Annotated in this window: 17 protein-coding genes and 3 pseudogenes; 9 read left to right on the forward strand and 11 right to left on the reverse strand. The window is 68.4% G+C overall.

Going from position 1 to position 19985, the window contains the following annotated elements; genetic code table 11:
- The first annotated feature begins 182 nt into the window (after positions 1-182).
- Complete coding sequence (locus FNV62_RS03525; RefSeq protein ID WP_143605139.1) at positions 183-674, forward strand: TetR/AcrR family transcriptional regulator; 492 nt, start codon at positions 183-185, stop codon at positions 672-674.
- A 471-nt stretch (positions 675-1145) separates the two neighbouring features.
- The gene (locus tag FNV62_RS03530; RefSeq protein WP_144316402.1) at positions 1146-3890 is read left to right on the forward strand and encodes a helix-turn-helix transcriptional regulator; all 2745 of its coding nucleotides are present in this window, start codon (positions 1146-1148) and stop codon (positions 3888-3890) included.
- Between the two features lie 34 nt (positions 3891-3924).
- On the opposite strand, the gene FNV62_RS03535 is transcribed toward FNV62_RS03530, so the two are convergent.
- On the reverse strand, positions 3925-4722 hold the full coding sequence (locus FNV62_RS03535) for an alpha/beta hydrolase (RefSeq protein WP_144314653.1): 798 nt from the start codon (positions 4720-4722) through the stop codon (positions 3925-3927).
- A 278-nt stretch (positions 4723-5000) separates the two neighbouring features.
- Here FNV62_RS03535 and FNV62_RS03540 point away from each other — a divergent pair.
- From FNV62_RS03540 to FNV62_RS03550, 3 genes and pseudogenes are all read left to right on the forward strand, one after another.
- Positions 5001-5380: pseudogene (locus tag FNV62_RS03540) on the forward strand (lytic transglycosylase domain-containing protein); the annotation flags it as partial.
- 130 nt (positions 5381-5510) lie between these two features.
- Entirely contained in the window at positions 5511-6476 is a 966-nt protein-coding gene (locus FNV62_RS03545; RefSeq protein WP_144314654.1) for an RNA polymerase sigma factor, read from the forward strand.
- Positions 6477-6596: 120 nt separating this feature from the next.
- On the forward strand, positions 6597-7538 hold the full coding sequence (locus FNV62_RS03550; RefSeq protein ID WP_144314655.1) for an alpha/beta fold hydrolase: 942 nt from the start codon (positions 6597-6599) through the stop codon (positions 7536-7538).
- A gap of 689 nt (positions 7539-8227) precedes the next feature.
- Here the strand turns inward: FNV62_RS03550 and FNV62_RS03555 are convergent.
- The 5 genes from FNV62_RS03555 to FNV62_RS54495 all read right to left on the reverse strand — a co-directional run bounded on the left by FNV62_RS03555 (position 8228) and on the right by FNV62_RS54495 (position 12520).
- Entirely contained in the window at positions 8228-9838 is a 1611-nt protein-coding gene (locus tag FNV62_RS03555) for a purple acid phosphatase family protein (protein WP_144314656.1), read from the reverse strand.
- A gap of 239 nt (positions 9839-10077) precedes the next feature.
- A complete protein-coding gene (locus FNV62_RS03560) occupies positions 10078-10770 on the reverse strand; it encodes a M24 family metallopeptidase (RefSeq protein ID WP_144314657.1) in 693 nt (230 codons plus the stop codon).
- 130 nt (positions 10771-10900) lie between these two features.
- Entirely contained in the window at positions 10901-11410 is a 510-nt protein-coding gene (locus tag FNV62_RS03565; protein WP_164657599.1) for a molybdopterin-binding protein, read from the reverse strand.
- A 131-nt stretch (positions 11411-11541) separates the two neighbouring features.
- Positions 11542-12315 (reverse strand): pirin family protein, encoded by a 774-nt coding sequence (locus FNV62_RS03570; protein WP_143614091.1) that lies wholly within the window; start codon positions 12313-12315, stop codon positions 11542-11544.
- A 37-nt stretch (positions 12316-12352) separates the two neighbouring features.
- Complete coding sequence (locus FNV62_RS54495) at positions 12353-12520, reverse strand: hypothetical protein (protein ID WP_177324152.1); 168 nt, start codon at positions 12518-12520, stop codon at positions 12353-12355.
- A 480-nt stretch (positions 12521-13000) separates the two neighbouring features.
- Here FNV62_RS54495 and FNV62_RS03580 point away from each other — a divergent pair, with 480 nt between their 5' ends.
- Entirely contained in the window at positions 13001-13246 is a 246-nt protein-coding gene (locus tag FNV62_RS03580) for a hypothetical protein (RefSeq protein WP_143606855.1), read from the forward strand.
- Positions 13247-13861: 615 nt separating this feature from the next.
- On the opposite strand, the pseudogene FNV62_RS03585 reads toward FNV62_RS03580, so the two are convergent.
- Positions 13862-14047 (reverse strand): annotated as a pseudogene (locus tag FNV62_RS03585) (hypothetical protein); the annotation flags it as partial.
- Between the two features lie 38 nt (positions 14048-14085).
- The gene (locus FNV62_RS03590) at positions 14086-15366 is read right to left on the reverse strand and encodes an RNA-guided endonuclease InsQ/TnpB family protein (protein ID WP_205522208.1); all 1281 of its coding nucleotides are present in this window, start codon (positions 15364-15366) and stop codon (positions 14086-14088) included.
- Positions 15367-15391: 25 nt separating this feature from the next.
- Between FNV62_RS03590 and tnpA the strand changes: the two are divergent.
- Positions 15392-15813, forward strand: a pseudogene (gene tnpA / locus FNV62_RS03595) (IS200/IS605 family transposase); the annotation flags it as partial.
- Between the two features lie 107 nt (positions 15814-15920).
- Here the strand turns inward: tnpA and FNV62_RS03600 are convergent.
- The 3 genes from FNV62_RS03600 to FNV62_RS03610 form a co-directional block, all read right to left on the reverse strand.
- Positions 15921-16139 carry a hypothetical protein gene (locus FNV62_RS03600; RefSeq protein WP_225900123.1) on the reverse strand — a complete coding sequence of 73 codons (219 nt, stop codon included), beginning with the start codon at positions 16137-16139 and terminating at the stop codon, positions 15921-15923.
- Between the two features lie 42 nt (positions 16140-16181).
- On the reverse strand, positions 16182-16748 hold the full coding sequence (locus FNV62_RS03605) for a flavin reductase family protein (RefSeq protein WP_143612092.1): 567 nt from the start codon (positions 16746-16748) through the stop codon (positions 16182-16184).
- Positions 16749-16907: 159 nt separating this feature from the next.
- The gene (locus FNV62_RS03610; RefSeq protein ID WP_143599887.1) at positions 16908-17780 is read right to left on the reverse strand and encodes a helix-turn-helix transcriptional regulator; all 873 of its coding nucleotides are present in this window, start codon (positions 17778-17780) and stop codon (positions 16908-16910) included.
- A gap of 222 nt (positions 17781-18002) precedes the next feature.
- On the opposite strand from FNV62_RS03610, the gene FNV62_RS03615 reads away from it, so the two are divergent.
- Positions 18003-18878, forward strand: coding sequence for a helix-turn-helix transcriptional regulator (locus FNV62_RS03615; RefSeq protein ID WP_143614096.1), 876 nt, complete (start codon positions 18003-18005; stop codon positions 18876-18878).
- A 174-nt stretch (positions 18879-19052) separates the two neighbouring features.
- Positions 19053-19892 (forward strand): SDR family NAD(P)-dependent oxidoreductase, encoded by an 840-nt coding sequence (locus FNV62_RS03620; RefSeq protein ID WP_143614098.1) that lies wholly within the window; start codon positions 19053-19055, stop codon positions 19890-19892.
- Positions 19893-19985 lie beyond the last annotated feature (93 nt).

Raw genomic sequence — 19985 nt, forward strand, 5'->3', positions numbered from 1 at the left:
ATCGGACTCATGGGTATGACGCTAGTGACCTTATGTGTCGCATCACTGTAGCAGTTACTGAAGAGGGTTCCACTCCCAAGAGGCGTTAGATGTCTCAGGCTTCACATTCCGCCACTAGACTCGGTGCGGTGAGAGCCGACGCAGCACGCAACCTGGAAGCCGTCCTGACCACCGGAGCACGCATGCTCGCCGCCGATCCCGGCGCCAGCATCACGAGCATCGCCACTGAGGCAGGTGTGGACCGGCGCACCGTCTACCGCCGCTTCGCCTCCCGCGAGGACCTCCTGGCGGCCATCTACGAATCCCGCCTCACGGCCATCGAGCACGCCATCGAGGACGCACGACTGCGCGAGGCACCCGTCGCCGTCGCCCTGCACCGTTACGTCGAGAACATCATCACCGTCAACCGCACCTGGCCCGTCGACCTCACCCGCATGCTCACCGACGACACTGTCCACACACGCCGCGACGCATCCATCGCCGAGGTCGACGCCTTCCTCCAACGCGCCACCGACGAAGGCCTCCTACGCCCCGGACTCCCGGAGGGATGGGCGAGCGCACTGCTGCCCCAGCTCATGCACCTCGTGTCCCGGCAGCTGCCCGAGCTGAGCCCCGGACAAGCGGCGGACGTCGTCGTCGACACCCTGCTGAACGGCCTCGGGGGAACATCCTGACACACAGACGGCGGTACACACGGGTCGCATCCCGCCCCCGCTCAACTCATTCCACGACCTGCCGAGCCCATACGTATTCGTCGAGCCGACGAAACATATCTCGCAACAGAAGGTACACACCTGGGACTGCGTGCCGGGCGGGCTGCGGCGAGCCGCATTCGGAGGGCGGGATGGCCGTACAGCGAGAACTCCTTCGGCCATATCGGCTGACGGAATCCGCCGGAGGCATCTAATCTTCTGCGTGAGGTGTGAGGGGGGACCGCACCCAGCATGTGAGGGGCCGGCCACCGCCGTGCTGTCACACGCGCGGCTGCCCGACATGTGGCTGCCGGGAACGCACCACCCTCGAGGTCCGGGCGGCGAGGGACGACGACGTACCCTCGCGATCGCGCCTGGCGTGATACGTATGCACGGACGCGAGAGCGTTCGGGGTGAAGGGAGTGGGGGACGGTGGAGTCTGTCTTCGGGACCATGGTCGGCCGCGAAAGCGAGCAGGAAGGGCTGTCGGCGTTCGTTGCGGCCCCCGGGGGCCGGGCACTCGTTCTGCGCGGTGACGCAGGTGTGGGCAAGAGTGCCCTGCTGGACCACGTCGCCGAACTCGCGACGGCGCAGCAACACAGGGTGATCAGGGCGGCCGGCGTCGAGGCCGAGTCGGAGCTGCCGTTCGCCGGTCTGCACCAGTTCCTGTATCCGCTGCTCACCTACATCGACCGACTGGACGACGCCCACCGGGGAGTCTTCGACGTCGTCTTCGGCAGGGGTGGGGGCACACCCCCCTCGGTCATGACGCTCGGGATCGCCGTCCTCGACCTGCTCGCCCTCGCGGCGTCGCAGAAACCCCTCCTGCTGGTGCTCGACGACGGCCAGTGGCTCGACACCTCCAGCACCCAGGTGTGCGGTTTCGTGGGGCGCCGGCTGACCGGCAGCTCGGTGAGACTCGTCGTCGGCCTGCGCTCCGAGGTGCCCTCGGGCTTCGACACCGCCGCGCTGCCGGAACTGCCGGTGACCACGCTGTCGGAGAAGGCCTCCGAGCAACTGCTGGACAGGCACCACCCCGGTCTTGACCCCCGGATCCGGCGTCTGGTCCTGGACGAGGCGCAGGGGAACCCGCTGGCCCTGCTGGAACTGCCGCCGTACGTGCGCGGCAACCGGACCGGACGCACTCCCGAGGAACTGTTCGGGTACACCGGCATCCCACTCCCCCTGCGTCTGCAGCACGTGTACGGCGCCCGTATCGCGGCCCTCGGCGACGCCGTGCGCGCGGAGCTGCTGCGAGGCGCCCTGGACGGCGTCGGTGCCGGTACGACGACCGTCCTCGCGGGGGGCACGCGTTACCGCATGGTGGAAGCCGACGAGGCCGCGGCCTGCGGCCTGCTGGACATCGACCCGCTCAGCGGTGACTTCGTCTTCCGGCATCCGCTGGTGCGTTCGGCCGTCGTCCAGAAGGCGACACCCAACGAACGGCGTGCGGCGCACGCCGTGCTCGCTCAGGTACACCGTGACGATCTGGAACGGCGTGCTACGCACCTGGCGGCCTCGACGGTCGACCCCGACGAGGAGGCCGCGGCGACGCTGGAGGCAGCCGCGGACTCCGCCATCCTGCGGGGTGGCGCGCTGGCCGCGGTGGCCTGGCTGACCCGAGCCGCGGAACTGAGCGAGAGCCCCGAGGAACGGTCCAGACGGCTGGGCAGCGCGGCCTACATCGCCGGGCACTCCGGCCGACTGGACCAGGCCCGGCGACTGGTCCGCTCGGGCACCGGGTCCGGCATCACCGATTCCCCGGCCTCGGCGGTCACGTCGGGCTATGTCGCGCTCTTCGAGGACGGGGACGTACGGTCCTCGCAGCGCCAGGTCTTCGCGGCGATCGAGAGCATGCGCGACAGCGGGGTGCGGGAGCCGGACGAGGTGCTCACACGACTGGTCGACCTGCTGCTGGCCATCAACCAGTACGCGAGTGACGAGGCCGCGTGGGAGCGGACTCATGAACTTCTGGGCCCCCTGGGCGACCTGGTGCCCTCGCATTCACGCATCTACCAGGACGCCTGGGGCGACGTGGTGCGTCGCGGCGCCGGGGTGCAGGAGCGGGTGGAACGCGCCTTCGCCGACCTCCGCGACCTGGAGCCGTGGGACATCACCCGGCTGGGGGTCGCCGCCTACCACGTGGACACCCTCAGCCATCACCGGCCGCATCTGCAGCGCACCGTGGACCGCGAGGTGGAGACGGGGGCCGTGGCCGACGCCATGACCATGCTGCACCTGATCATGCTCGACCAGATCGGGGTCGGCGAGTGGGCCGAGGCCGAACACACCGGACAGCGCTGCCTGGAGCTGACGACAGCGCACGGGCACGCCCTGTTCGTTCTTCACACCCAGGCGTATCTGGGGCTGTTGGCCGCGCTGCGCGGCGAGGTCGAACGCGCCCGCGAACTACAAGCCGCCGTCGAGGCCTGGGCCCGCCCCCGCGGCGTCGGATTCCTCACCCAGATCACCGACGCCATCGGCACCACCGCCGCCCTCGCCGAAGGCGACTACGAAGCCGCCTACCTCCACGCCATCGGCATCACACCCCCCGGCACCTTCCAGCCCTACGCCCACCAAGCCCCCCGCACCCTCCTCGACCTCGTCGAAGCAGCCCTCCACACCGGCCGCACCCAACAAGCCCGCGCACACGCCCTCGCCGCCCAAAACGCAGGCCTCCCGGACATCTCCCCCCGGCTCGCCCTCACCACCTACGGCGCCCTCGCCATCACCACCCCCGACCCCACCGAAGCCGACCACATGTACCACCGCGCCGAATCCCACCCCGCCGCCCCCCACTTCCCCTACGAACTCGCCCGCATCCGCCTCGCCCACGGCATCCGCCAACGCCACACCCAAGGACCCAAAGCCGCGCGGCGATTCCTCATCCAGGCCATGGAATCATTCGAGCGGCTGGGCGCACCCACCTGGACCGAACGCGCCCGGGCCGAACTCAAGGCATCAGGCCTGACCACGCACACCACGTCCGCCCAGCTCGCCGAACTCACCTGGCAGGAACGCCGGATCGCCGACCTCGCCGCCAGCGGCCTGACCAACAAAGAGATCGGCGAACGCATGCACCTGTCCCCCCGCACCGTCAGCTCACACCTCTACCGCGTCTTCCCCAAACTCGGCATCACCTCACGCGCCGCCCTGCGCGACGCACTGGGCAAGATCCCCGGCGACCAGAACGCGTGACCGTGCCGGCCTGCGGCCGCGGCACGTCGGGACCCTACGCGGGGTAGGCCCGGAGGCCGCGTTCGTCCAGCCAGCCGAGCACGTAGTCGGCGACGAAGCTCCATCCGCTGTCGATGACCAGGGAGTGGGCGCGGTCCGGGAACTGCTTCAGGTCGGTCACGGCCGTGGAGTCGCCGTACTGCTTGTACACCGCGCGCGTGACGGAGTCGGGCACCAGCAGGTCCTCCTGCCCGGAGATCAGCAGGAGCGGGCCACGGTCCGCGTTGCCGGCATCCACCACGGCACGCGGGCTGCGCACCGCGCCCGCGCACCCGAGGTCGGCGAGCAGACGGTGGGGCGTCGGCACGACATAGCGCTCGAAGAGCCGGAGCGACTCCTCCGCCCCCATGGTGTTCGCGAAGGCGTGGTGGAACTGCTCCGGAGACAGGGACACCAGCTGGTCGGCGGCGTCGGCCTGGCCGGGGGTCCACAACCGGGCCGGGGGGGCGGGCAGTGGAATGTCGTTGATCGGGGCGGGTGCGATGGCCACCGCGGCCCGGCCGATGTTGGCGCCGACGAGATGCTGCGCGATGAGGCCGCCGACCGAGTGGCCGACGATCACCGGCGCGGTTTCAAACGACCGTACGATCTTCGCGTAGTGGTCTGTCAGCACGTCCAGGCCGATGCCGGCGAGCGCCTCGGACCTGCGCATCTCCCAGGCGGCGGCCGCCTCCCCCGGCCAACCCGGCGCGAAGGCGAGGAACCCCCGGTTGGCAAAGCGCTCCACCCATGACTCCCAGGAGAGCGCGTGCAGCCAGGTGCCATGGATGAAGACGACGGGAGTGTGGTTCACGGCTGGCCCTCCGAGCATGACGATCAGGCGGCACTGGCACGCCGGCGACAGTTTCAGGATCGTTCAGGCGCAGGTCGGAGGCGACAGTCGAATGACTTAATGTTCACGGCCCGCGGCACCTTCAGGGCCCGAGCGCCCCGGGGAAGCCCGCCCCGCGCCGGGAGCCCCGATACGCACAGCCGTCCACCTGGCGGCCACCGCCGGATCCGCGGCGGCCAACTCCGCCCGCGCCGGACCCAGCGCCCGCTCCAGTACGTCGATGCCCTCCATCCGTGCCCGAGCAGGCGGAACAGGAGGCTGAGGAGCGCGCCGAGACCAAGGCGGCGGCCTCCCGGGACACTTCCGGCGTCCCCGTGCAGAGCTCGTACACCGTCGCGCAGATCCAGGCGATGGCCGCGGAGATGGTGCCGGGCAGCCAGTTCGAGTGCTTCAGCAACATCGTGGAGCACGAGTCCAGTCGGAACTACCAGGCCGCGAATCCCTCCTCCGGTGCCTGCGGCCTCTTCCAGGCACCGGAGGACTCCAAGACGTCCTCCGTCGGCACCGGTGGCGGACCAACCCGGCCGCCCGGATCAAGTGGGGCCTCAACCACATGAACAGCGTCTACGACAGCCCCTGTGGCGCCTGGGCGTTCTGGCAGGCCAACCGCTGGTACTGAGGCCCCGACCTGTCCGGGCACACGTACCGTGACATCACGCACGGCTCCCTCTGTCGGCGTCACGGGCGGCATGTGCCTCGAAGCGCTTAGGGTCGGGAGAAGACAGGTGTCGTGACCGGGAGGACGAGGTATGAGCGGGATACCGGGAGACACCGGACCGGCGGAGGACGCGGCACTGACACGGTCCGCGCAGGCGGGTGACGTTTCGGCACTGGCCCTGCTGCTGGAGCGGCACCGGCCCGGGATGCGTGCGGTGGCGGTCAGCCTGCTGGGACCGGGCCCGGACGTGGACGACGTCATGCAGGAAGCGGCACTGGTGGCGCTGCGCCGGATCGTGGACGTACGCGATCCGGAAGCCGTGGGGCCATGGCTGCGCATGGTCGTACGCAACGGCTGCCGGACGCTGCTGCGCGCCGCGCGACGTGTCGAGCCCATGGAGTCGGTGCCGCTGCCGTCGGACGGCGCCACGCCCGAGAAGATCCTGCAGAGCCACGCGCTGCGGGACTGGATCTGGGAGGCCGTCGAGGCATTGTCCCCGACCCTGCGACTGCCGCTCGTCCTGCGCTACTTCTCCACCGGGATCACCTCGTACCAGCAGATAGCCGAAGCCTGCTCGGTTCCCGTCAGCACTGTGCGCAGCCGGCTGAGCCAGGCACGCGGCGCCCTCGCCCAGGCCCTCACCGCCACCGCGGCCACGGCGCACGAGGACGCGACACGCCGTACCCAAGCCAGCTGGCAGGAGGCGCACGAGACACTCGCGGCTGCCGAGCGCGGCGAGTTCGGCAAGGTGGTCAAGGACCGATACTCCTCCGGGGTCGCGTTGCTGACCGGAGGCCGGCGGCTCGGCGGCGTCGACCTTCTGCTGGCGGGGATGGACGGGGACCTCTCAGCGGGTGTGCGCCAGCGGCCCCTGCACGTGGTGGCCGGCCGGTCCCTGGTCGTCTGGGAGATGGAACTGATCAACCCGCCTGACGACCCGGACCACTGCCCGCCGGGTGTCGCCTGGATCATGTCGCTGGACGGCGGCCGCTTCGACCGGGTCTCCCTCCATCACGCATCACGCCCTGAGGCAACCCCCGCTCCTGCCGCGGTCTGAGTCCGGGGCCCGCCGCATCGCCCCGGCAACATGACGCAGATCACATTCCGGCGATAGGACTTCTCGGCTCCCGGTGCATCTTGTCGGTGTCCCAGACACATGCAAACCGTGGAGATCCCGATGAACGCATCCACCGCGCACGCCGACGGCTCGATGTCCAGTGCCGGCCCCCTCTCCCCCGGAACCCACTCGTACCGGATGGGCGGAATCGTCCAGCGCTATCACGTCCACGGCAGCGGCCCGGTGTGCGTGGCGCACTCCGGCGGTCCCGGCATCTTCTGGGACTACCTGCGCATGCCGGCCCTCGAAGAACACCTGACCGTGGTCTACGTCGAGCCCGTCGGCACCGCCGAGGACAGCCGTCTCCCCTCGCACCCGCACGGTTACACCCGGGAGAGGTACAGCCGCTTCCTGCAGATACTGATCAACCGGCTCGGCGTGCCCAAGGTGCACCTGCTGGGGCATTCGCACGGCGCGTTCGTGGCCGCCCACCACGCCCTGCACCGCCCCGAGCAGCTGGCGGGCGTCGTGCTGTACGAAGGCGCGCCCGTTACCGGTCCCGAGCACGGCGCGGAGGCGGGCCGCAGGGTGGAGGCCTTCGCCGCGAAGCACGCCAGTCACCCCGGGCTGCCCGATGTGCTGGCCGCGTTCGGCGCGATGGCCGGCATCTCCAGCGACGAGCAGACCCTGGCGGTCGCCCGCGGTGTACTGCCGTCGTACTTCGCCGACTACTGGGGCAACGAGGAGCGGCTGGCCCCGTTCCGGGACGCGGTCCGGGCCACGTACATCTCAGGCCTGGACGAGTACCTCGCGCCCGATGTCATCGACGATCGTGCCGCCCTCAAGGGACTGGAGCCGCCGGCTCTGGTCGTCGTGGGCCGGCACGACGTGATCTGCGGGCCTCGCTGGGCGCTCGAACTCGACGAGCTGATCCCCGACTCGCAGCTGCTGGTGCTGGAGAACAGCGGGCACATGGGACACATCGAGGAGCCCGAGCTGTTCGCGGGCGCCGTCCGTGACTTCGTCCTTCGGACCACCTCCGCGCAGGACGGCGCCGTGTAGGCAGCCGGAGGCACCCCACGACGTGCGTCGGTCCTCTTCGGGCCGACGCACGTGAACCTGGTCCGGGACTCGACTCGCCGTAGTAGTGGAGAGCTGTCTGCACCCCTACATGAACAATCCCGTGATGTGCCCACCGGGGAGCGGCCCGCCCGTGTACAGGGCCTCAGCGGCCCATCGCGTCCGGGTCGGTCGGGTGCTCTCCCGCCGCCTCGGATTCGTCGTCAGCTCGTACAGAAGGACGTCCTGCTCGCCGTTGCCCCGGTCCTGAAACACGGTCACGTCGCCCATACGCACACAGTCGGTCAGGTCGTGCCCAAGATCCGGACCAGGCCCGGCCCAATACTCCCTCCCCATCGGGGATTTCGCCCGTTCGCACAGGTCAGCCGGGCAGCAGCCCGTGTACCACCAGCAGACGATGAATCTGCTGGTGTGGCACTCACCGAAGAAGTCGGGCTTCTTCCAGACCCGCAAAGAAAGGCGCCTGACCTGGGCGTGTACCCGTCAGGCACCTTTCACGCGCCGTGCTCTCGGCTCAGGGACTGCTCGATGAGCGTCAAGCGCATTCGGCACGGCCTACACCGATGCAGAGCCAGAACTGCATCCCGGTGTGCCGGAATGCGGTTCACCCCTGCCTCGTCCCGACGCGACCACGTCCATGGGCCGGTGCCGGTGACGGACCGGCGGCAGGGTCACCTCGAGTGGCCGTCGGAGCGCCGGCGGTGGAGCGTGAAGGTCTCGAACACCGACAGGTCGCCGTTCGGCTTGTTCACGTTGTAGTAGGTCACGTGCATGCGGGTGGTGTCACCGGCGTGCCGTCCGGGGTCGACGGTGAAGGCGGCGAAGCCGTAGGGGTGCTCGATGTCCCGGACTCCGGTCCAGACCGCCTCCTCCTTGGTGTAGGTGGAGGTGCGCTTGCCGTTGGAGCCGGGGGTCGCCGACACAGCGGTGATCACCTTGGCGGTGCCGTCCGTGAAGAACTTCTCGTTCGTCGTGCCCGAGACGCCTCCGCCGCCGAGAATCATGTGCACGGTGCCAAGACCGGTGTCGATGGAGTCGGTGGCCTGGGAGACCGGGCGCGGGGTCAGCGTCTCGCTGCCGGTGACGACGCCGCGAACGGCGAGCGAGCGCTCGTAGTTGTGCTCATGGCCGCACAGGACCAAGTCCACACCGTAACGGTCGAACAGGGGGCCGTACTTCTGGCGCAGGCCCAGGTCGGCGCCGTTCGCGTCCGAGGAACTGATCATGACCTGGTGCATGGCGACGACCACCCAGTCGACGTCACCGGAGGAGCGCGCCGCCTTCAGCTCCTTCTCCAGGAAGGCGAGTTGCCGCCCGCCGGAGTAGCCACTGATGTAGACGTCGCCACCGTCCTGGAGGCAGTTGTCGTCGTTCTGCAGCACGATCACACGGACGGAGCCGACCGTGAACGCGTACCACAGGCCCGCGAGTTCGGCGTCGGTCTCGGTGGAGGGCAGGGTGAAGTAGGTCTGGTAGGCGCCGAGCCCGAGCGGGCCGTTGGCCTTCTCGATCTCGTGGTTGCCGGCCGCGGGCATCCAGGGGCGGAAGCGCGCGGAACGGGTGTTGTTGGTGAAGAAGTTGTTCCAGGTACGCACCCGGTCGACGTCCAGGTTCGCGTAGCACAGGTCACCGTTGAGCAGATGGAAGAGCGGGGCGACCTGCTCGATGCCCGTGACGATGTCCTTCGTCGCGGGGGTGGAGTTCGCGTCGAGCGCCACCTTGCCGTCGGCCGCCCAGGTCACCTGCGGAGCGGACTGGTCGCCGAAGCTGGTGAAGGTGAACGGCTTCCGTCCACGCGGGGCGGTGCGGAACGTACCGCTGTCGGGCGTCGTCCCCTCGTGGGTGGCGAGGTAGACGTAGTCGGTGCCCGGGGTGAGCCGGTTCAGCGCGGCATGGTGGACGTAGACGGTACGGCTGGAGGTGCCGTCCACGTAGGTGACGGTCCGGGCGTCGGCGCTGGATCCGAAGCCGTGCTCCAGCGTGCCGTAGTGCACAACGGGTCTGGTCACCGGTCTGTCGGTGATCCACGACACCGTCATCTGGGTGCGCGGGTCCGCCCCGAAGGTCAGGTGCAGCCCTTGGACCGGGGGCGCACCGGCCGAGTCCGCGGTGAGGTGAAGGGCCGGGGCGGCGAGCGGAGCGGCCTGCGCCGTACCTGCTCCCAGCAACGGGGTGACGGCCGCGCCGGCCCCTGCCGTACCGAGAAGGCCCAGCGCGTGACGACGGCTGACCCCCTCGGAAGACTTCGTCGACTCGTCCGATGTCCCTGTCTGTGTGGCCATGGTGCCCTCTCTGGCGAGCAGTGGAGCTGACAACGACCGCACCCTGGCGCGCCCCAGCGGCCCCTGAGTGAACGGTGCGTTGCCAGACGGTCATTGCGCCGCGAGTGGCGGGCCACGGAGGCGATTCTTGCCCCTGCCTTTGCCAGTGGCCGCCCCGCCGTTGACGTGACCGGGCCACGACCATCGATGAGGGAGGGTCCCTTCGAGCCGGTCGCCCTTCGTCGAGCGAGCGTGACGGATCAGCCGAGGTCGAGCAGTTCCTCGTGGAAGCCGCCGAACTCGCGCCCCCGGTCGACGAGGTGGATCTCGAGGATCCAGTGGCAGCGGCGCCCGGCCTTGTCGGTGCGTCGTAGCGGGGTGTCATTGCCCGGCGCGATGTACGACTCCACGTCCGCACCGTCGATCGTCTCGTGCGGGAACTCGCCGACCAGGTGTCCGGCGTGCCAGCCGCCCAGTTCCCAGCCCGCGTCGATGGCAAGCCGCTCGACCTCGGCGTACAGCCGCTTGCCCGTGATGTCCGGGTCGCTCTCGAAGAAGCGACGACCGGCCGCGAAGACCTCGGGCAGGTCGTCGCGCAGCCGCTGCTTGACCGGGTCGTCGCCGAGGACGAACGTACGCCCGAAGTCGGCCTCGTACTCCTCGAAGATGGGCCCGAAGTCGGCGAACACGATGTCGTCCGCGCCGATCACCCGGTCCGGCGGGTTCTCCCGATAGGGCTTCAGCGTGTTCGGGCCCGAGCGCACGATGCGTTTGTGCCAGTGGCGGGTCGTGCCGAACAGTTCGTTCGCCAGGTCCCGGATCCGGTCACTGACCGCCCGCTCGCCCTCCCCCGGCGCTACCAGCCCGCGCTCCTCTATCTCCGCGAACAACCGCTCGGCCTTCGCCTGTGCATCCAGCAGACGCGCGGCGCGCGTGGGTTCGTCATCCGCCATGGGGCCGACCGTAGGCGTGCGAATCATCGTCCGGCAACCTGGTTCGTCACGGCTGCACTCGCTGCCAGGACCTGTCCACGCCCTATGACCGCAGTGCTGGACAGTCCGGCGCAGCGGCGTGCGGTGCCCCTCATCCCGTCAGCAGGATCAGCGGCACCGGGGTGTGGGGCTGCCAGTCCAGTGGTACGGCGGCGAGGGCGGCGCCGTGCAGGAACGCGGGCCGGTGTCCGCCGACGGGGCGGGCGGTGGCGCCGTCCCAGGTGACGGGGATCAGCCGGGTACGGCCGGGGGCGGCGGTTGTGTCACCGGTCAGCGGGATGCGGGGCAGGGCCGGCAGTGGGCGTCCGGTCAGACCTGCGAGGAGTGGGGCGAGCAGGGTGTGGGCAGCAGTGAGGGCCGCGTACGGATTTCCGGGAAGGCCCACGATCCAGCGGTGGTCGGGGAGTTGGGCGAGCAGTTGAGGGTGGCCGGGGCGGACCGCGACCGCGTCCACCACCCACCGGGCTCCGTGCTCGACCAGCAGCTGCCTCAGCTGGTCGGTGGCTCCGAACGAAGTGCAGCCGGTCACCACGATCACCTCGGTGTCGTACGACGTGGTGAGCACGACGGTGGCCAGTGACCCCACGGGGTGGTCCGGCACGGGGCAAGCGTGGTCACAACAACTGTGGCGAAGGATGTCTCAGTTGGTGGACTTCGCCTGAACCTGATCAGACGAGCCGACCGCAAGCCACCCGCCGGTAAGCAGGACGTGTCCGGAGCAGGGACGACCTCTTACCAGCCTTTGACAGTGGCGTGCATTTCCCAGACGAGGATTTCGGCGGGTTCGTCGGCGGTGATCCGCTGGCCTCCGGTCGCGGTGAAGCGCACGGAATCCCCGGCTTCGAGTTTTCCGGATGCTTCCAGCGTGACAGTGCCACGGGGAACGAAGAGGTGCAGGAACGGGGCATCTGGAAGGATCACCGAGTCGCCCGTGTTCAGTCGTGCCGCGTGCAGTCCGGCGTACTTGTTCTTGATGCGGATCGCCGCGGCGTCGGCATGCCGGTCCATGCCCGAGGCCACGGTGACCAGGCCGCCGCCGTGCAACAGAGCATCGTCGATCTCCAACTGTTCGTAGCCGGGAGTGATGCCCTCCTCGTCGGGAACGACCCACATCTGCACGAAGTGCACAGGGTCGGTGTGGGTGCTGGCGCCATCAAGTCGCCAGGAGTCGTTCTTCTCCGAGTGCAGGATGCCGGTCCCAGCGCTCATGCGCTGGGCGAGTCCGGGGTAGATCAGCCCGGTGTGGCCGGTGGAGTCCTGGTGGACCAGTGATCCCTGCAGCACCCACGTGACGATCTCCATGTCCTGGTGTGGATGCGTTTCGAAGCCGGTGCCGGCGGTGACGATGTCGTCGTTGTTGACCAGCAGCAGTCCATGGTGGGTGTTCTGAGGGTCGTAGTGGTGCGAGAAGGAGAAGGAGTGCTTGGAATCAAGCCAGGACAGCTCCGTCTTGTACCGTTCCTGGCTGCGGCGGATGTCCACCGTCGGCTGCAGAGCGGCGGTCATCGCATGAGTCCTCTCCACTCCCGGTGTGCCGCCGCGCTCACAGCCGCCCCCGTGCGCCGGGCGGAACCGTCACCGCGGGCACAGCGTCGGGCGACACCCGGTCGGCGACGTGCAGTTGTGCACAGTGCTGGTCGGCGATCTCGGCGCAGATGTCGGCCGCCTGCTCGCAGAGGGGGTTGCCGAAGTCCGCGGCGGTCAATGCCATGATCATTTTATAGCGGAGATCATCCATATCCGCCTCCGGAAGTTCGGGGTGTGCCGGCAGCCCTCAGGCTAGGCGCACCCGCGTGCCGTCGCCATCCGTGCGTGGGGCCGTCGCGGGAACAGGCATCGAAGCGGACTGTTCACAGGACAGATCCATAGGCGCCGATTGCCGGGTCGCCCGCCGCCCAGGCGGCGAAGGTCGTCCTCGCGATACCGTCCGCTCCTTCCTGGACAGCGCCTATCACGCGGGTGCCCGACTCGCTGGCTGGGACACCACACGCGGCATCTGCCCCGGCGGCATCACCGACCCGGTCACCACACCAGTCTCCAGGCCGGCAGCGGGCGCATTTCGCGAAGGAGGAAGCCCACCCTGATCTACCGCCCGTGGCGCCACCGCCGAGTCCGTGGAGACCGACCTTCGAGATAGATGTCCACCACCACTTGGCAGGCGGAACCTGCTGGCCCGCCATACCGTCGAGGAATGAGCGTTTACGTCATTCTGTTGCCGGAGGCGATCGCGGACGTCGATCGCCGTGAAGACCGAGAAGCCCTGGCTATGCCGTATGAAGACGAGCCTGGCGCCGCGGTGTACAAGTATGAGGTTCTGCCCAGTGGTTCGTTGATGGTCTGGCGGACCTTTCCGGACTCTTCGGCAGTACCCGAGGCCACGTTCGGTCCTTCGGCATGGAGCCATGTGCGGGGGTCATTCTTCGGAAGCAACGATTAGCCGTCGGCGGGTACCGCGTACCTCGGTGGCCGAAGCGTCTCCGATCAGCTGAGCGATCCCATGGCAGACGTAGTTTCTGACGGGGGATCTGCCCACCGTGGAGGGCTGGCGTGAGCGTGCAGGTGGAACCCCGCGCCCAGTGCTGCTCCTCGTGGTCGGTGACCCCCGCCAGGCGGGACACCAGGTCGGCAGCCCAGCCGACACGCTTGGCCATGCCCTGCTCCCCGCACCTGCGGGGATGTTCCTCTGACGCCCACCACGCATCGTGCTCCAGCTCCCAGCAGGCTACGACCTGCTGTTCGGCCACCCCCAGCGCGTATAACCCAGCCGGATGCGTGCGCGTTGCTGATTTCTGGCCGCTGTCAAAGGGATTCGCCGTGGGCGCGGGCCTTGGTGCATGCCGAGTCGGGTGACGGCACGAGAGGATCGTGTGGTGGCAGCGCTTGATGTGCAAGCTCAATGTTGATTCGAGGCCAACCATCGCGGTACGAGGGTAAGCCTGGTCCGTGGAACGACCTGCTTGCCTGATTCGACCCCGATTCGACCACGTGAGTGAACCCAGGGCGCATCAACGCTCTGACCAGGGACGAAGCGGCGTGACGGACAGACCGTCCATTACTGGCGGTAAGGCAGGTACTTCCCGTCGAGGGTGATGACGACCCGGTCGCCCGCGGGGTCGGGAACACGCCGGACATCGAGCCGGAAGTTGATCGCGCTCATGATGCCGTCGCCGCGCTGCTCATGGATCAGCTCATCAGCTCGAGCGCCGAGCGCCCGAGCGGCGGCCTTGATGGTCGGCCCTTGAAGTGCTCTCCCAGCTGAAGCAGGGAGATTCCCGCCTACCTTGCGGTGGCGGGCTTGACGCGCGGTGCGCGCCTGGCGACTGCCCTCCCGGCAGCCGGGATGAGCGCGTGGCCCATCCGGTACAGGTGAAGGATGTTGCGGGCCGCGTTGTGGTCGGCGTTGGCGGACCATCCGCAGTCGGAGTTCCTGCATACGAACAGGGCCTGGGTCTGCCGGCTGCCAGGCGTGGTGAGACCGCACGCGGAGCAGCGTCGGGAGGTGCCCGGGGCGGGGACCTTGGCCAAAGTGCCGCCTTGGCGGGCGAGCTTGTACGTCAGCATGGTGACTGTGCGGCCCCATGCCTCCCCGCTGATCGAGCGGTTCAGCCCGGATTTCTGGGCGACGTTCTTCCCCGGCTTCTCGATGGTCCCTTTGGCGGACTTGACCATGCTCGTGATCTGCAATGCCTCCACCACCGCGACGCTGTAAGTGCGGGCGATGTCGGTGGTGGTCTTGTGCTGCCAGTCCAGTGCCCGGCGCTTGGCTTTCGCGCGCAGTCCTGCGATCTGGTCGTAGGTGTGGTGCAGCCGGCGGGAGGTGCGTTCGCCGGGCTTGCGGCGCTTCATGCGCTGCGCGGCGCGCTGTTCCAGGCCCAGGAGCCTGGCCTGTTCCCGGCTGGTCAGCCACTGGCCGTGCTCGTACGTCTCACCGTCGGAGAGGGCCAGGGGCACGGTGATACCGATGTCGATGCCAACCTGAGGCCCCTGGTGGGCTTCCGGCACCCTTTCGAGAGTCTGGACGCGGAAGGCGATGTGCCAGCCGAGCGTGTCTTTCACCAGGCGCGCACCGGTGATGCGGTTTTCCTCGCCGGCCTGCTTGCCCACGGGGAGCTCTTTGGTCCAGCGGAAACGGACACGGCCGATCTTCGGCAGACTGGCCATGCCCCACCGGCGGTGGACACGGACGATGTTCAGGTCCCTGCCCTGCGGCACATCAACGGTCAGAGTGCTGCGGAAGCGGGCCTTGAAGTTCGGGGCGTCCGCCCGGCCGGCCCAGCAGCTTTTCCACGCCTGGAAATACGTCTTCAACACCGCCTGCGCGGCCTGCGCGGGAAGGACGGCGAGGAAGTCGACGTCCCTGCGGGCCTGACGGATCGCGGCGTCCGCGTTCGCCAGGGTCCGCTTCTCCTTCGGCATCATCTGCCACCACGCGTGCAGGCAGTTCCACATCGTGCGGGCCGCGTGCGCCTGATCGTCAGCCTTGAGCGCCAGGGCAGGGGACAGTGCAAGCCGGGCCCGGTGCCCGAACTGCCGTGCCTCCAGGCCGCGATCACTCACAAACGACACACTACGGTATTGGTTTATGTCACCACGCTGGAATCCAAACCCCGGTGCGCGCACCGGCCGTCACGTCCTGCACAACCTGCACGTCCACTTGGTTTTCGTCACCAAATACCGGCGGAACGCGTTCACCGACACCTTGCTGACCCGCTGCGAGGAGGTCATGCGCGAGGTCTGCACCAACTTCGAGGCCGAGCTGAAGCAGTTCAACGCAGAACAGGACCACGTCCACCTCCTCGTGCACTACCCGCCCAAGGTGCAGCTCTCCAAGCTGGTCAACAGCCTCAAGGGCGTCTCATCCCGACGCCTGCGCCAGGAGTACGACAGCCACGTCCGCAAGTATCTGTGGGGCGGGCACTTCTGGTCTGGCTCCTACTTCGCGGCTCATGCGACGGAGCACCGCTGACCGCCGTACGCCAGTACATCGAAAACCAGCAGCGCCCCAAGAGCTGCGGCAGACAGCACAGACCCAAGCTCACACTCAAGTCAGAGCAGTTCCGAGATGGCCTTCACCCCTGCCGTAAACGACGGAGCACCGGCCAAGATCAAAGCTAGATCGTGGGATCCATGGGGACGGCCGCATCCAGGGCTCCCCGGGGCGGCTGGAGTTGGAAGGCGAGGGCGGCGTCGTCACCGAGTTCGAGCAGGGCCGCCGCTGTGGCCGCCTCGTCCTTGCCCATCGGGTGCTGACCGAGCAGGGCCGTCGTCGTCCAGGCCGACGGCTTGCCGACCGCTTCGGCCAGTTGAGCCCATGTGACCCCGGTCTTCACCTTGGCCTGCCATTGGCCTAGTGGCCCACTGGCCCTACTGGCCTACACGAGGTACTGCCACTTGGTCATGCGGTCCTTCAGGTCCACGGTCGGCCCGTCCAGGGTGAAGGTCCCGTCTCCGCGATGGTGAAACAGCTGGGGTTGGGGCTGAGAGGGGTCTGTCCACGCCCGGACGGCCTCCAGCAGGAAGAGGCTGTAGGGGGCCACGAGGCTGCTGTCGGCGACCCTGCACTCGATGTTGGCGAAGCATTCGGCCACGAGTGGTGCCTGGACCTCCGCGCCGGATACGGCGGTCAGGTCGAACTCCTCGAACTTTTCCACGTCGGCGCCCGAGCAGTTCCCGATGTCGACCACGGTGGCCGCCATGTCCGCCGTCGGGACCGAGATGACGCACTCGCCGGTTTCGACCAGGGCCTGGTAGCTGTGGTCCCAGGGGCCGATGGTGCACGCGATCAGGGGCGGGTCATGGCGCACCATCATGTTGAACCCGTTGGTCATCACGTTCGGGATTCCGCGATGCCGGGTGGTGACCAGGATGACGGGGCCAGGTTCGATCAGCCGGTGAACCTGGTCCAGGGGGTGGGGCTGAAGGTCCTTCACGGTGATCATGTGTGCTCCTGCTGCCGTGCGCTCCGCGCGTCGGCATCCTGGCCGGCGCACTGTCTGTCGCGTCGAGTGTCGGCAGACGGGCACACCGCTATGAAGGCCGCGTTGTTCCTGGGTGCGGCAGGACCAGCCTCCACCGGGCGCACATGCTCATGTGTCCCGCTACTGCTCCTTGGCGGCGAGGTCGGCCGCGGGCACAGCCGCCTGGACATGCTTCGGCTCGGCGGCCATGGTCCTCAGCGTCTCGAAGGCATCCGCGGTCGGGCTGGCGGGTTCAGCCTGATAGACCACCAGTTGCTGGTGCGGGGCCCCATTGACCGTGAAAGCCGCGAACTTGATGTGCAGGTCTCCGACCAGGGGATGCTTGAGATGTTTTCCTTCCTGGGACTTTCCCTTGACCTCGTGCATCTGCCAGATCCCTGCGAACTCCTCGCTCTGGGCGGACAGTTCCGCCACGACCTCGGCGATGCGGGCCGATTCGGGATCGTGGCCGTAGGCCGCCCTGAGTTCGGCGACACAGGAGTGCGCGGCGCGCTCCCATTCCTGGTAGAACTCGCGCCCCGCCGGGTCGACGAACACCATGCGGGCGAGGTTGTCGAACTGGTCGAACCCGCTGTGGAGAGCCGTGGCGAGGGAGTTGCCCGCCATGATGTCGAGGGCCGGGCCGATGACGAAGGCCGGAGTGTGCTCCCATCCGTCCATCAGCTGCAACAGCTGTCGGCTGACGTCCGCCTCGCCCCAGTCGTGGGGGCGCTGCGAGGCGGTCAGACAGAGGCGGTTGAGATGGTCGGCAGCCTCCGCATCCAGTTTCAGCGCTTGTGCCACGGCCTCGAGCACCTGCGGGGACGGACTGTTTTCGCGCCCCTGTTCCAGCCTGACGTAGTAGTCGGAACTGACTCCGGCGAGCAGCGCGACTTCCTCTCTGCGCAGTCCCGGCACCCGACGTCGCCCGTGTTCGGGGAGACCGACATCGTGCGGCTTGAGGGCCTCTCGGCGGGCTCGGAGGAAATCACCCAAAGGTGTCCCATTGCTCATGTGGCAAGACTAGATGGTTTCCGGCCGATGAGAAGTGCCGGTCGCGGACTATTGCATCAGGTGGCACACCCGGCACACAGAGTAATTCGCCCTCTTGGCACGCCTGGGAGGCCTCTCGTCGTCCGTCAGCTCCTTGCGCCGGCCGGGGGCCCGCAATCCTGGGTGTAATGCACCCACCGTCGACGGAAGTTTTCCGGACGTTTTCCGCCTAGCCTCGGCAACATGGACAAGGACACGCGCCCTGACTCGGTTGAAGGGCTGGGTCAGTTCCTCCGCGCCCACAGGGAACGCCTCAGCCCCGTGGACGCAGGACTGCCCGTCGCCGGCCGGCGACGAGTGCCCGGCTTGCGCCGTGACGAGGTCGCGACGCTCTCGGGTGTCAGTCCGAGCTACTACAGCCGACTCGAGCAGGGCCGTGAACTCAGCCCCTCGCTCCGGGTGCTGGAGGCCATGGCCCGGGTCCTGCAACTCGGGGAAGAGGACAAGCGGGAACTCTTCCGGCTGGCCCGGCCGGCAACCCGCCGCACGAAGCGACCTTTCCGGGTCGAGCGTGTCCGCCCGCACCTGCGGCAACTGATCGAAAGCTGGACCAGGACGCCGGCCTTCATCGTCGGGCATGCCCAGGACCTGCTGGCCACCAACGCCTTGGCCGATGCCCTCTACCGCGACTTCGCGCAGCGCGACAACGTGCTGCGCATGCTCTTCCTGGACCCCGCGGCGAAGACCTTCTACAGGAACGCGGAGCGGGCCAAGCACCGTGCGGTCGCCGACCTTCAGCAGTCCGCCGCGAGCACGCCCGAGGATCCCCGCATCCTGGAGCTCGTCGGTGAACTGTCGGTGCGCAGCCCGGAGTTCCGTTCCCTGTGGGCACGCGAGTACACCCGGGTGCCGCCCTACGACGTCAAGCAGATCCACCACTCCGGCGTGGGAGACCTGGAGTTGCGGCATGAGGCCCTCAACATCCGCAGCTCTCCGGGACAGCAGCTCGTCATCCTGCAGGCCGAGCCGGGCTCCCCCTCCGCCGACGGCCTGGCCCTGCTGGGCTCCATCGGCGCACCTGAAGTACCTCACCAGCAGAATCCCGCGCACGGCGCCTGAGCCGGGTGCCGTCGACGGCACCCGGAATTCGATCCAAGAAAGGGCCGCCACGTCTTCCTGGGTGTGGGACTCCCAGGAAAAGCGCAGCCTTCATACCGCCGTGGCCGACGGGCACACTCGAATACGTCAACAGGAAATCCCCGAGAAGGGGAAGCGACGAAAGAGGTATTTCCCATGGCTACGTGGTTTGTCACCGGCGCCTCCCGTGGAATCGGCGCTGAAATCGCCCGCGCCGCGCTGGCAGGCGGTAACAATGTCGTGGTCGCCGTACGAAACCCGGAACGCGTGCCGGCCGATCTGAAGAGCTCCGACAACGTCTTCGCGGTCGCCCTGGACGTGACGGACAACGACAGCATCCCGCAGGCGGTCGAGGCCGCCGTGGACCGGTTCGGGGGCATCGACGTCCTGGTCAACAACGCCGGCCGCGGCTTGCTCGGCGCGTTGGAGGAGATCACCGACGCGGAGGCCCGGTCGCTGTTCGACCTCAACGTCTTCGGCCTGATCAATGTCACCCGTGACGTGCTGCCCGTCATGCGCAAGCAGGGGTCCGGGAGGCTGGTGCACATCGGTTCCCGGTCGGGTTTCGAGGGCGAGCCCGGCGTCAGCCTGTACAGCGCGTCGAAGTTCGCGGTCGCCGGCATCAGCGAAGCGCTCTCCGCGGAGATGGCACCGTTCGGGATCCAGTCGATGGTCGTCGAGCCGGGCGTCTTCCGCACCGACTTCCTCGACGCCAGCTCGCTGTCGGTCGCCGCGCACCGCATCACCGACTACGACGACACCCCCGCGCACGTGACGCTGGACTGGATCGACCAGGCCAACCACGCCCAGCTCGGCGACCCCGTCAAGGGCGCCGCGCTCATCGTCGAGGTCGCCTCCACCGAGAAGCTGCCCACGCACCTCTACCTCGGGCGCGACACCATCGAGCGGCTCGAGGTCAAGTACCAGCAGGTGCAGGACGACCTCGCCCCGTGGCGCGAGAAGTCCGCCGCCACCGCGCACCACGACGCCGCCTGACCCCGGCGCGATCGGGCACCCACAGCCCCTTCGAGCAGCCCTGCCGGGCAGGATGACCGGCCCGGCCGGGCACCACACCGATGCGGCCGTCCC

The sequence above is a fragment of the Streptomyces sp. RLB3-17 genome (assembly GCF_007113425.2).
Lineage (GTDB): Bacteria > Actinomycetota > Actinomycetes > Streptomycetales > Streptomycetaceae > Streptomyces > Streptomyces mirabilis_D.

What these genes read in the sequence shown, in the direction of transcription:
- FNV62_RS03570 (WP_143614091.1), bottom strand. Translation starts at nt 12,315, where the DNA reads ATGACCGCCGCTCTGCAGCCGACGGTGGACATCCGCCGCAGCCAGGAA.
- FNV62_RS03550 (WP_144314655.1), top strand. Translation starts at nt 6,597, where the DNA reads ATGAACGCATCCACCGCGCACGCCGACGGCTCGATGTCCAGTGCCGGC.
- FNV62_RS03560 (WP_144314657.1), bottom strand. Translation starts at nt 10,770, where the DNA reads ATGGCGGATGACGAACCCACGCGCGCCGCGCGTCTGCTGGATGCACAG.
- FNV62_RS03605 (WP_143612092.1), bottom strand. Translation starts at nt 16,748, where the DNA reads ATGATCACCGTGAAGGACCTTCAGCCCCACCCCCTGGACCAGGTTCAC.
- FNV62_RS03580 (WP_143606855.1), top strand. Translation starts at nt 13,001, where the DNA reads ATGAGCGTTTACGTCATTCTGTTGCCGGAGGCGATCGCGGACGTCGAT.
- FNV62_RS54495 (WP_177324152.1), bottom strand. Translation starts at nt 12,520, where the DNA reads ATGGCATTGACCGCCGCGGACTTCGGCAACCCCCTCTGCGAGCAGGCG.
- FNV62_RS03525 (WP_143605139.1), top strand. Translation starts at nt 183, where the DNA reads ATGCTCGCCGCCGATCCCGGCGCCAGCATCACGAGCATCGCCACTGAG.
- FNV62_RS03555 (WP_144314656.1), bottom strand. Translation starts at nt 9,838, where the DNA reads ATGGCCACACAGACAGGGACATCGGACGAGTCGACGAAGTCTTCCGAG.
- FNV62_RS03615 (WP_143614096.1), top strand. Translation starts at nt 18,003, where the DNA reads ATGGACAAGGACACGCGCCCTGACTCGGTTGAAGGGCTGGGTCAGTTC.
- FNV62_RS03610 (WP_143599887.1), bottom strand. Translation starts at nt 17,780, where the DNA reads ATGAGCAATGGGACACCTTTGGGTGATTTCCTCCGAGCCCGCCGAGAG.
- FNV62_RS03545 (WP_144314654.1), top strand. Translation starts at nt 5,511, where the DNA reads ATGAGCGGGATACCGGGAGACACCGGACCGGCGGAGGACGCGGCACTG.
- FNV62_RS03620 (WP_143614098.1), top strand. Translation starts at nt 19,053, where the DNA reads ATGGCTACGTGGTTTGTCACCGGCGCCTCCCGTGGAATCGGCGCTGAA.
- FNV62_RS03530 (WP_144316402.1), top strand. Translation starts at nt 1,146, where the DNA reads ATGGTCGGCCGCGAAAGCGAGCAGGAAGGGCTGTCGGCGTTCGTTGCG.